This window comes from Marivivens aquimaris (assembly GCF_015220045.1).
Taxonomy (GTDB): Bacteria; Pseudomonadota; Alphaproteobacteria; order Rhodobacterales; family Rhodobacteraceae; genus Marivivens; species Marivivens aquimaris.
On record NZ_JADBGB010000001.1, the window covers coordinates 2,122,478 to 2,134,472 of the forward strand.

The following is an 11,995-nucleotide window of genomic DNA, read 5'->3' on the forward strand; positions in this document are numbered from 1 at the left end:
TTCTTACCAATTGGACAGGAGTCAGCCATGGACATGCCCAACCCGAACGTCGCGCTCATCGCGAAAAAAGAACGGATCGTCAGTCGCTTGCGTGCGGTTCTACCCGACGACGCGGTCATTTCGGACATCGCCGAGACGCGTGCTTACGAGTGCGACGCGCTGACCGCCTATCGCTGTCCGCCCCTTGTTGCAGTGCTTCCGGCCAATACGTCTGAGGTATCCGCTGTCCTGAAAATCTGCCACGAGGAAGGCGTTCCGGTCGTCCCGCGCGGTGCAGGGACTTCGCTTGCGGGCGGCGCGCTTCCCACTGCGGACTGCGTGATCCTAGGCGTTGCGCGCATGAACGATGTCATCGAGGTCAATTATCCTGACCGCTTTATCAAGGTTCAGACGGGCCGCACCAACCTGTCGGTCACCGGCGCGGTCGAGCAGGACGGGTTCTTCTATGCCCCCGATCCTTCGTCGCAGTTGGCCTGCGCGATTGCCGGCAACATCGCCATGAACTCCGGTGGGGCGCATTGCCTAAAGTACGGCGTGACCACGAACAACCTGCTGGGGGTAACCATGGTGCTGATGGACGGCACAGTGGTCGAAGTCGGCGGCGCGCACATGGACGCGGGCGGGCTTGATTTGCTCGGAGTCATTTGCGGCTCCGAAGGCCAGCTCGGCGTTGTGACCGAGGCGACCCTGCGCATCCTACCGAAACCCGAAGGCGCCCTGCCCGTCCTCATCGGCTACGACAGCAATGAAGTCGCAGGCCAGTGCGTCAGCGACATCATCAAGGCAGGCATCTTGCCCGTCGCCATCGAGTTCATGGATCGCCCCTGCATCGAGGCGACCGAAGCCTTCGCCAAAGCGGGCTACCCGATGTGCGAGGCGCTGCTGATTATTGAAGTCGAAGGCTCCGAAGGCGAAATCCGCGACCAGCTCGACCGCATCATGGCCATCGCGCAGACGCACAATCCCGTGGAATTGCGCGAAGCAAAGGACGCTGATCAGGCCTATCGCATCTGGCTCGGGCGCAAGTCTGCCTTTGGCGCAATGGGTCAGATCAACGATTACATGTGTCTGGACGGCACGATCCCTGTGTCGGAACTGCTCTACGTTCTGCGTCGGATCGGAGAGATGTCCAAAGAATACGGCCTCGGCGTTGGCAACGTGTTCCATGCGGGCGACGGAAACATGCACCCGTTAATCCTTTATAATGCGAACAAGCCCGGTGATCTGGAAAAGTGTGAGGCTTTCGGCGCGGACATCCTCAAGCTCTGCGTCGAGGTTGGCGGCTGCCTGACCGGCGAGCACGGCGTGGGTATCGAAAAGCGCGATCTGATGACGGTACAATACGCGCCGGTCGATCTGGACCGGCAGATGGCAGTGAAGGACGTATTCGATCCTGAATGGCTGCTGAACCCAGCGAAGGTATTTCCACTGGCATCGAGTGAAGCACGACGCGTTGGGGGCTCTGCCCCCTCTGCCTTCGGCATTCACCCCCGGGATATTTGAGGCACAAAGGCAATGACGATGATGCCGAAGACAGAGCAGGAACTGGCCGAGTTGGTCGCGGGCGGCAGCGGGCCGTTCAGGATCGTTGGTGGCGGGACGCGGACCATTGGGCTGGCCGAGGGCGAGGTTCTGTCCACGCGAGGGCTGAGGGGCGTGAAGCTTTACGAGCCGGGATCGCTGACGCTGGTTGTTGGGGCGGGTACTTTGTTGTCCGAGGTCGAGGGGCTTCTGGAGAGTGAGGGGCAGCGGCTGGCGTTCGAGGCGCCGTCGCTTGGCGGTTTGTTGGGCGTTGAGGGTCGCAGCACGATCGGCGGCGTTGTGGCGGGCAATGCCTCTGGACCCCGCCGTATGGTCGCGGGCGCGGCGCGTGATTTCAGCCTTGGTGTGCGGTTCGTGGATGGGCGAGGCGAGGTCGTGAAGAACGGCGGGCGCGTGATGAAGAACGTCACGGGCTATGATCTGGTCAAGCTGATGTCCGGCAGTCACGGCACCTTGGGTGTGCTGACCGAGGTGAGTTTGAAAACACAGCCGATGCCGGAGACGCAAGTATCGCTGATGTTTGAGGGGCTTTCAGCGGATCGGGCGGTAGCGTTGATGTCTGCGGCGCTCGGATCGCCGTTCGAGGTGTCGGGGGCGAGCCATTTACCCGAAGCGGGCGGCGCTGCGGCACGCACTGTGCTGCGGCTGGAAGGGTTCGAGAAATCGGTGTCGTACCGTTCAGGTTCGTTGCAGGTTTTGCTGGCTCCATTCGGTGAGGCGGCAGTGTTGGAGAAGACGGATAGCGAGGCGATGTGGCTTGGCATTCGTGACGTCCAGCGTTTTGCAGCTGCCGAGGGTGACGTTTGGCGCATCTCGACCCAGCCGTCGAAGGCGGCGGAAATTGTGGCGGCGATCAATCCACTCGATGCGTTCTATGATTGGGGCGGCGGCCTGATCTGGGCACTCACCGCATCCGGGACGGACATCCGCCCGCATGTCAGCAGCGGCCACGCCACGTTGGTGCGCGCCGCCGAAGCGGACAAACGTCGCTTGGGTGTATTCCCGCCCGAAAACGCCATCGTTGCCAAATTGTCCGAAGGGCTGCGACGCCAGTTCGATCCGGACGCAAAACTCAATCGCGGGATGATGGGCTGATGCAGACGAATTTCACCGAAGAGCAGCTGACCGATCCGGGCATCCAACGTGCCAACCAGATCCTGCGGTCCTGCGTTCATTGCGGGTTCTGCACTGCAACCTGTCCGACGTATCAGGTGCTAGGCGATGAGCTCGATAGCCCGCGCGGACGTATTTACCTCATCAAGGACATGCTGGAGAACGAGCGCGAGCCTGATGCAAAGACGGTCAAGCATATCGACCGTTGTCTTTCTTGCCTGTCTTGCATGACGACCTGTCCGTCGGGCGTGCATTACATGCATCTGGTCGACCATGCGCGCGCCTATATCGAACAGCGCTACAAGCGCCCTTTCATGGACCGCGCCCTGCGATGGGTGCTGTCTCGTATCCTCCCTTACCCCAACCGGTTCCGTCTGGCGCTGCTGGGCGCGAAAATTGGGCGTCCGTTCCGTAGGTTCCTCCCCGATCCGCGGCTGCGCGCGATGCTGGAGATGGCGCCGAAGCACATCCCGCCCGTCAGCCGCAACGACGACCCGCAGACCTTTGCCGTGCCTGAGCCGAAGATGCGCGTCGCGCTGATGACGGGCTGCGCGCAGAAGGCGCTCAACACGGACATCAACGATGCCACGATCCGCCTTCTAGGACGGCTGGGCGTAGAGGTTGTCGTGGCCGATGGCGCGGGCTGTTGCGGCGCGCTCACGCACCATATGGGCCGCGAGGACGAGAGCCACGCTGCCGCAGCGAAGAACATCCGCGCATGGGCGACAGAGATGGACGGCAAGGGTCTAGACGCCATCGTCATCAACACCTCGGGTTGCGGCACAACGGTGAAGGACTACGGGCATATGTTCCGCAACGATGCGCTGGCGAAAGATGCCGAGCGTGTCTCGGCTATCGCGATGGACATTACCGAACTGCTGTCCCGCCTTGAGCTGCCCGCCACCAATGCCCAGCCGCTCAAGGTCGCCTACCACGCCGCCTGTTCGCTCCAGCACGGTCAGCAGATCAAAGCTGCACCCAAGGATTTGCTGCGTAAGGCAGGCTTCACGGTCCTTGAACCTGCGAACCCGCATCTGTGCTGTGGCTCGGCCGGCACCTACAACCTTATGCAGCCCGAGATTTCCGGCGAACTGAAACGCCGCAAGATCGGCACACTTGAGGCGCTGAAGCCCGATGTCATCAGCGCGGGCAACATCGGTTGCATGATGCAGATCGGCTCCGGCACGGGTGTTCCGGTCGTCCATACAGTCGAACTGCTGGACTGGGCCACTGGCGGGCCAAAGCCAAAATCCCTCAGCGGACAAGAAAGCGTTCCGATCCTGCGCTGAATTGGGCTAAACAGGTCCATAAAAAAGAGCAGGCAGAACACAATGCGAATCTTCGGACGGCTGGCGGTGGCGCTGGCCTTCTTTGCTACATCGTCATTGGCGCAGGACGGACGTCTCATGCGCCTGTCTACCGGACAGGACAGCCGCGGCTGGGAAGCGGTCGGCCGCCTCGACATCGAAGGCAAAGGGTTCTGCACGGCCTCGCTCATCCGCGAAGACCTCGTCCTCACAGCCGCCCATTGCGTCTATGACCGAACGGGCGAGCCCGTCGCAGCGGACCGCTTCACGTTCAACGCAGGCCTGCGCGAAGGCCGCGCCGAAGCCTACCGCAACGTCCGCCGCGTCGTGGTGCATCCTGGCTATGTCTACCACAGCGGAGATACGGCGACCGAAGTCGCCCGCGATCTGGCGCTTCTGCAACTCGAACTCCCCATCCGCACCACGCGCATCCGGCCCTACGCTGTCGCATCCGACGCGATGCAGAACGAAGAGATCGGCGTGGTGTCATACGCCCGCGGACGCGAAGAGGCTCCGTCGCTGCAAGACGTCTGCCGCGTGGTCGGCTCGCAAGAAGACATCCTGATTATGTCCTGCGAAGTGAACTTCGGTGCCTCCGGCTCCCCTGTTTTCCGCATCGCATCAGATGGCGCAAAGATTGTGTCCGTGGTCTCCGCCATGTCAGAGCTCAAGGGCAACGCCGTTTCACTCGGAACATCCCTTGGACGGCCCCTGCAAGAACTCCTCGCAGCCTTCGACGGAACCACTGTCGACAGCGCCCGCCCGCGCGTCATTACCCCCGGCGAACGTAACGACACTGGCGCGAAATTCATCCGCCCGTAAAGGGTCTTGAAACGCCGCCAGACCCTCCCCACTTCAATAAAACGGAACGCCCACAGAGGGTTCCGGATTTCAGGCCTGTCCATGTCGGAAGGCCAAAGAAGTTGTCGCTCAATGGAGGATAACCCATGCGAACCTTTGATCTTGCACCGCTTTACCGTGCCACCGTCGGCTTTGACCAAATGGCCGAGATGATGGACCGCGTCCTGACCAACGACGCAAGCGCGCAGACCTACCCCCCGTACAATATCGAAAAGACCGACGAGCAAAGCTGGCGCATTTCGCTGGCCGTTGCAGGCTTCACCGATGAAGACCTGACTGTCGAAGTTCGCGAGAACGCTCTTCTAGTGACCGGCAAGAAAGCCGAAGACGAAACCCCGCGCACTTACCTGCACCGCGGCATCGCCACCCGCGCATTCGAGCGCCGTTTCCATATCGCCGATCACGTCCGCGCTGTTGGTGCGACCCACGAAAACGGTATGCTGCATATCGACCTCGTCCGCGAAGTACCCGAAGCGCTCAAACCGCGCCGTATCGAGATCGGCAAAGGTGCCTCGACTCAGAAAGAACTGGTCGACGCCCAGACCGTCAACTGATGGCGCGAGGGGGCTGTCTGCCCCCTCTTGGCCTCCGGCCAATTCACCCCCGAGGATATTTGCCGCACAAAGGCAGGCCTTAGGGAGATATTAACGAGTTCCTCCCAAGTTAACTCGTGCGGTACAGGCGGGGACGCCGATGACCGCGCACGAAGGCGAAAGCCAAAGCCCGGCACGGAGAAAATCCGCGCCGGGCTTTTTGCCTTTGTGCCAGAAATATCCCGGGGGAGCGGCGGAGCCGCGGGGGCAGAGCCCCCACCCGCCCGAATTCAGTGAGCCTGCGCCCAGTTGCTACCAACGCCGGCATCCACGCTCAATTTAACGTCGAGCTTCACAGCAGGGTCGGCGGCGCCCTCCATGGCGGCGCGGGCTTTTTCGATCAGTTTGCCTTCTGCACCCTCTTGGACCTCAAAGATGAGTTCATCGTGGACTTGAAGCAGCATCTTCGCGGGCAGCCCCTCAATCGCGTCCTCCATGCGCACCATCGCGCGGCGGATGATGTCAGCAGCGGTGCCTTGGATCGGGGCATTGATCGCAGCGCGTTTGGCAAAGCCTGCCGTCGGGCCCTTGGCGTTAATCTCGGGCGTATGGATTTTGCGACCGAACAGCGTCTGCACGTAGCCGTGGTCTTTTGCGAACTTCACCGTCTCGTCCATGTAGGCGCGGATGCCGGGGAAGCGCTCGAAATAGCGGTCGATGAAGCCCTGCGCTTCGGCACGGGGGATGCGCAGGTTGCGCGCGAGGCCGAAGCCCGAGATGCCGTATATGACGCCGAAGTTGATCGCTTTTGCCTGACGGCGAATGTCCGAAGTCATCTCTTCCAGCGGAACGTCGAACATCTCGGACGCCGTCAGCGCGTGAATGTCCTGACCGTCGCGGAACGCCTGTTTCAGCGTGTCGATACCCGCCACGTGCGCGAGGATGCGCAGTTCGATCTGGCTGTAGTCGAGCGAGACGATCACGTTGCCGGGTTCGGCAACGAAGGCCTCTCGGATGCGGCGGCCTTCTTCGCTGCGGACGGGGATGTTTTGCAGGTTCGGGTCGGTTGACGACAGACGTCCTGTGTTCGCTCCCGTCTGCATGTAGGATGTGTGAACGCGGCCCGTTTCAGGATCGATGTGGTTTTGCAGTGCGTCTGTGTAGGTCGATTTCAGCTTCGACAGCTGACGCCAGTCGAGGACCAGTCGCGGCAATTCGTGTTCGGTCGCGAGGTCTTCGAGGATATCGGCGCCGGTCGAATAGGCTCCGTTCTTGCCCTTCTTACCGCCAGGCAGGCTCAGGTCGTCGAACAGCACCTCGCCAAGCTGTTTCGGCGAGCCGACGTTGAAATCGCGGCCAGCGGCCTTCTGGATTTCGTCCTCGAGCTGCGCCATTTTCTGCGCGAAGGCATTGGACATACGGCTGAGCGTGTCGCGGTCGACTTTGACACCGCGCATTTCCATGCGCTCCAGCACAGGCACCAGCGGACGTTCGAGCGTCTCGTAGACCGTCGTCACTTTCTGCTGGTGAAGCTGCGGTTTGAACCGCTCCCACAGGCGCAGGGTGATGTCGGCGTCCTCTGCGGCGTACTTCACCGCATCGGCCACGGGAACGCGGTCGAAGGTGATCATCGACTTGCCCGATCCGAGCAGCGATTTGATCGGGATCGGCGTATGGTCGAGGTAACGCTCGGCCAGCGTGTCCATGCCGTGGTTATGGATGCCCGCGAACAGCGCATAGGACATCAGCATGGTGTCGTCGATCGGGCCGAGCGTGATGCCGTAGCGGCTCAGCACCTTGCTGTCGTACTTCATGTTCTGGCCGATCTTAAGAACGCTTTCGTCCTCCAACATCGGCTTTAAAAGGCCCAGCGCCTCGTTCAGATCGATCTGCCCTTCGGCGCGTGCATCGCCGCCGAACAGGTCGTCGGTGGCCGAGGCACGGTGGCCGAGCGGGACGTAGCACGCCTTGCCAGCCTCAACGCAAAGCGACACGCCGACCAGTTCAGCCTGCATTTCATTGAGCGACGTCGTCTCGGTATCGAAGGCGACATAGCCGCGCTCATAGGCCTGCGCGATCCAGCCCTTCAGAGCCTCGACATCACTGACGCATTCGTAGTCGTCGGGATTGAACGGCAGTGCCTCGGGCGCATCCGCGGGCGCGGCGTCGGGACTATCGGGGGTCACTTCGGCAACGGTAGGTGCATCGACGCCCAGCTTGTCGGCGATACGCTTGGTGATCGTGCGGAATTCCATCTCGGCAAGGAAACCGAGCAGCTTTTCCGGCTCAGGATCGCGGATCTCCAGCTCTTCGATGGTGAAATCCAGCTCCATATCGCAATCGAGCTGCACCAGCTTTTTCGAGATTTCGATCTGCTCGCGGAATTCGATCAGGGTCTGGCGACGCTTGGGCTGTTTGATCTCTTCTGCGCGGTCGAGAAGCGTTTCCAGATCGCCGTATTCGTTGATGAGAAGGGCGGCGGTCTTGATACCGATGCCAGGCGCGCCCGGCACGTTATCGACAGAGTCGCCAGCCAGCGCCTGCACGTCCACAACGCGCTCCGGCCCGACGCCGAATTTTTCCTCGACGCCTTCGCGGTCAATGCGCTTGTTCTTCATCGGGTCGAGCATTTCGACACCGTCACCGACGAGTTGCATCAGGTCCTTGTCCGACGACACGATGGTCACACGGCCGCCAGCCTCGCGCGCACGGCAGGACAGAGTCGCGATGATATCGTCGGCCTCATAGCCTTCGATCTCGTGGCAGGCGATGTTGAACGCGCGGGTTGCCTCGCGGGTCAGCGGGAACTGGGGCTTCAGATCCTCGGGCGCAGGCGGACGGTGCGCTTTGTACTGGTCGTAGATCGCGTTGCGGAAGGAATCACCCGAATGGTCGAAAATGACCGCCACGTGGGTCGCTGCATCGGGGCCGGTATTCCCTTCGACATAACGCTGGAGCATGTTCACAAAGCCGCTCACCGCGCCCACAGGCAGGCCATCGGATTTACGGGTCAGCGGGGGAAGCGCGTGGTAGGCGCGAAAGATGAACGCCGATCCGTCGATGAGATGGAGGTGACAACCTTTACCGAAACCGCTCATTCCGTTTCCTTCCCCGTTTTTAGTCAGAGAGGTTGTGTCACGTTCCGCCGCATCCTTCCAGTCGCGTTTTGTTCTGCATCGGCAGGCTCAAGCCGAACATGCAGACACACAAAAGCACGGCCAGTTGCCCAGCCGCGCCTCAAACCATTCCGGTCAGACCTAGAAAATCAGTGGTCGTGCGAAGGGTTGTCGCTGATCTCGTAACGGCAATCGCAGTACGGGCACTCGACGAAGCCCTCTTCGTGCGGGATCGTCAGCCAGACGCGCGGATGGCCCAGAGCACCTTCGCCACCGTCACAGGCGATCTTGTACGTGTCGACGATCTTGGTTTCGGGTGCTGCAATGGTCATCACTTGGCCTATATGGTTGTCGCGGGACTTGGCCCGCTTTAGATCGGGAACAAGGTTATATCAAGCCCAAGCATGGGCAAGCGGGAAAGTACTATGACGGAAAACGCCATCGAGATCGAAGGTCTGCGCAAGACTTATGCGGCCACGCCCCGCACCGAAGCCAAAGAAGCGCTGAAGGGAATCGATCTCAACATCCCGCGCGGCTCGATCTTCGGCCTTCTCGGCCCGAACGGCGCAGGCAAATCGACGATCATCAACATCCTCGCTGGCCTCGTGAACAAAACCGGTGGCCGCGTGAATATCTGGGGCTTCGATCAGGACAAGAACCCACGCCAGTCCCGCGCCGCCATCGGCATCATGCCGCAAGAGCCGAATCTCGATCCGTTTTTCACTCCGCGCGGCAGCCTCGAAGTACAAGCGGGCCTCTACGGCGTGCCGAAATCGCAGCGCCGCACCAAGGAAATCCTCGAGCTCATCGGCCTCACCGACAAAGCCGAAGCCTACGCGCGCTCACTCTCGGGCGGTATGCGCCGCCGCCTCTTGCTAGGCAAAGCGCTGGTCCACACCCCGCAGATCCTCGTCCTTGACGAGCCGACCGCTGGCGTCGACATCGAACTGCGCAACATGCTCTGGGCCAACGTCCGCCGCCTGAACGAAGAGCAAGGCATGACGATCATCCTCACCACGCACTACCTCGAAGAAGCGCAGGAAATGTGTGACGAGATCGCGATCATCAACCATGGGCAGCTGATCACCCGCGACACTACCGCCAATCTGCTCGGCCGCCTCGACAGCAAAACCATGGTGATCACGCCCGCCGTTGAGACCGCGATCCCCGACCTGCCCGCAGGCCTCACCGCCGCAACGCGCAAAGACGGCAGTCTCGCCTTCACCTACAAACCGCGCGAAACCTCCGCCGAAGAAGTCCTCGCCGTGGTCCACAACGCTGGCATCCGCATCGCGGACGTGAAAACCGAAGAAGCCGACCTCGAAGACGTCTTCCTCGCCCTCACCTCCAATAAATAAGGGCGCAGAAAACCGCGCCCTCTCTTCATTCTGATAAAAATACCTCCGCCGGAGGCACCGCTCGCGCAACGCGCGGGCGGATCAGATCGCCAGCATCTTGCCCAGCGGCTGTCCTGCAAGAATGTGCAGGTGATAATGCGGCACTTCCTGACCGCCATGGTCGCGGGTGTTGGCAATGGCGCGGAAACCGTCCTCGGCGTTGATCTGTTTGCACACCTCGGCGACCGCCTGCATAAACCCGACCTGCTCTTCAGCACTCGCTTCCATCGCGAAATGGTCCAGCGACATGTACGGCCCCTTCGGGATCACCAGCACATGGACCGGCGCTTGAGGCGCGATGTCTTCGAACGCCAGCGCGTGGTCGTTTTCGTAAACAGTCTTGTTCGGGATCTCGCCGCGCAGGATGCGGGCAAAGATATTCTGCGGATCGTAATCGAACGCCATGTCGGGCCTCAGTCGTGGAACAGGTATGGGGTTTCGGCGATCAGCCGCGCCTCCTCGTCGGAGACTGACAGAAACTGGCCAAGCGCGCGAGCATTCGCTTCGACCGGATCGCTTTCGTTAATGGTGTAGTAGTGGGTAAACCGCGCCTCGCGGATGCGCTCCGCTTCATGGAGCACGTCATTGCGCACGGACGGAAGCAGGCGCGACATCGCATCGGCAGGCGTCTCGCCGCCCGCCAGACCGACGCGTTGTGCATGGCCTTGCAGGTAGTCGTCAGAGAACTGGCACTGCACGACCATGATCCGCGTGGTGGCGCGGTCGTTGACGAAGTCCTGCATCAGATCGAGGCTGGAAGTGTCCATACACACCACCATCCGGTCCGACTGGTGATAGTCGAACAGCATCCGCATCAGCGCACGCCGGTGGCGATGGCGTTTGGACAGGCTGTCCTGAATACCGCCAAGGTCCGGCAGGTCTGTATTCTCCTCGTTGAACAGATAGGCCACGGTCGGCAAATCCGTGCGGGCCGAGATCGACTGGATCAGACGCTTCGCGACGTGCCACTTCTTGCAGGCAATAATCAGCAACTCGCGCTCCGGCCCGAGGCTGGCCTCGGTTTCCCAGAAGCGCGGTGCGAAACGGCGGCCCTCGCGGCCCCTGCCCGTCAGAAAGTCAAACAGCTTGCGCCCCTCGTTCGAGATGCCGAAATGATCCCGCTCCGACGCCCAAAGCTTACCGAGCCGTTTCTTCAGTTCTTTCGCTTCAGGGCTGATCTTGCGCGCGAACAGCGTGTCCTGCGCCAACAACAGATCGTAGTGGTCGTTGTAGAATGTCACCGGCATCCCGTAGTCCGTGAACATCAGGAACGTCAGCGTGCGTGTCTCGATTTCCTTCGCAGGCACGAGGTGCCGCACGAGCGTCTGGAAAAACGTTTCATCAGGAATCCACGTGGTCTCGAAGAACTTCATCACGTCCTTCCGCTGCCGCGTGAATTCGAGAATCTTTTCCACTGTCTGACGGCGCAGACACCACCACTGGCTGCCGATCTGCACGTCGATATCGTGCGGGATCTCGCGGGTCAGACCGAAACGGCGTTGCAACCAGAACGACCAATAGAACCGGCGCTTCTGGGTTCGCTCGTTGAACCAGTGACGGTAGATCAGGCGCTCTTCTTTCATGCCCGTCTTGATCCAGTCGCTCTTGAAGAAGTCGAAACTCTCCACGAAGTCGCAGTCGTGCCGATCAAGAAAGCTGTGCGCATACCGCGCCGATTTCGTCGCCATGCAATCGCCCGACAGCATGTAGAAATGCGTTGCACGGGGGAACGCCTCTTCTGCCGCGATGATCGCTTCGAGCGACGCTGCAACGAGGCTCCACTCACCCCACCCGCATTTCAGGCGTTTGCGCGCGTATGTGACATTCGGATTATCGGCGAGTTCCGTGCGGATTCGATCGAAATACGCCTTGGGCGCACGGGCGTCGAAATGGATCGAAATATAGTCGCCTGCAGCAGTCAGCTGTTCAGCCTGCTGGATGATCGCGTCAGGATCTTTGTGGCAGAGAAGTATGAACGCGATTTTTGCCATCTAAGAAACAGTCAGTGCCCGCTGTATAGTCCTGAATACTTTGATATTCTCACCAATCGTTGTATTCAACGAACCGACTGATTGATATGTCGATAACATCCGGACTTGTCGCAAAACAAGTGACAGGTCGTGTCA

General features: G+C 60.7%; 10 protein-coding genes. 6 read left to right on the forward strand and 4 right to left on the reverse strand.

From position 1 onward, the window contains the following. Positions 1-27: 27 nt before the first annotated feature. From IF204_RS10500 to IF204_RS10520, 5 genes are all read left to right on the forward strand, one after another. Complete coding sequence (locus IF204_RS10500; protein ID WP_194096819.1) at positions 28-1,503, forward strand: FAD-linked oxidase C-terminal domain-containing protein; 1,476 nt, start codon at positions 28-30, stop codon at positions 1,501-1,503. 18 nt (positions 1,504-1,521) lie between these two features. Further along, positions 1,522-2,637 (forward strand): FAD-binding protein, encoded by a 1,116-nt coding sequence (locus tag IF204_RS10505; protein ID WP_194096821.1) that lies wholly within the window; start codon positions 1,522-1,524, stop codon positions 2,635-2,637. Then, the gene (gene glcF / locus IF204_RS10510; protein WP_194096822.1) at positions 2,637-3,944 is read left to right on the forward strand and encodes a glycolate oxidase subunit GlcF; all 1,308 of its coding nucleotides are present in this window, start codon (positions 2,637-2,639) and stop codon (positions 3,942-3,944) included. Before IF204_RS10505 ends, glcF begins: the two co-directional genes overlap by 1 nt. Before the next feature lie 42 nt (positions 3,945-3,986). Further along, complete coding sequence (locus IF204_RS10515) at positions 3,987-4,784, forward strand: trypsin-like serine peptidase (RefSeq protein WP_194096824.1); 798 nt, start codon at positions 3,987-3,989, stop codon at positions 4,782-4,784. A 125-nt stretch (positions 4,785-4,909) separates the two neighbouring features. Next, positions 4,910-5,377 carry an Hsp20 family protein gene (locus IF204_RS10520; RefSeq protein ID WP_194096826.1) on the forward strand — a complete coding sequence of 156 codons (468 nt, stop codon included), beginning with the start codon at positions 4,910-4,912 and terminating at the stop codon, positions 5,375-5,377. A gap of 269 nt (positions 5,378-5,646) precedes the next feature. On the opposite strand, the gene polA is transcribed toward IF204_RS10520, so the two are convergent. Next, the gene (polA, locus tag IF204_RS10525; protein WP_194096828.1) at positions 5,647-8,454 is read right to left on the reverse strand and encodes a DNA polymerase I; all 2,808 of its coding nucleotides are present in this window, start codon (positions 8,452-8,454) and stop codon (positions 5,647-5,649) included. A gap of 167 nt (positions 8,455-8,621) precedes the next feature. Further along, the gene (locus IF204_RS10530) at positions 8,622-8,804 is read right to left on the reverse strand and encodes a zinc-finger domain-containing protein (protein ID WP_167635862.1); all 183 of its coding nucleotides are present in this window, start codon (positions 8,802-8,804) and stop codon (positions 8,622-8,624) included. Between the two features lie 93 nt (positions 8,805-8,897). Here IF204_RS10530 and IF204_RS10535 point away from each other — a divergent pair, with 93 nt between their 5' ends. Beyond that, positions 8,898-9,830 carry an ABC transporter ATP-binding protein gene (locus IF204_RS10535; RefSeq protein ID WP_194096830.1) on the forward strand — a complete coding sequence of 311 codons (933 nt, stop codon included), beginning with the start codon at positions 8,898-8,900 and terminating at the stop codon, positions 9,828-9,830. 81 nt (positions 9,831-9,911) lie between these two features. Here the strand turns inward: IF204_RS10535 and IF204_RS10540 are convergent, their stop codons facing one another. Continuing rightward, positions 9,912-10,274, reverse strand: a complete 363-nt coding sequence (locus IF204_RS10540; RefSeq protein WP_194096832.1) for a histidine triad nucleotide-binding protein — start codon at positions 10,272-10,274, stop codon at positions 9,912-9,914. 8 nt (positions 10,275-10,282) lie between these two features. Next, a complete protein-coding gene (locus IF204_RS10545) occupies positions 10,283-11,860 on the reverse strand; it encodes a DUF5928 domain-containing protein (RefSeq protein WP_194096834.1) in 1,578 nt (525 codons plus the stop codon). Positions 11,861-11,995: the final 135 nt, after the last annotated feature.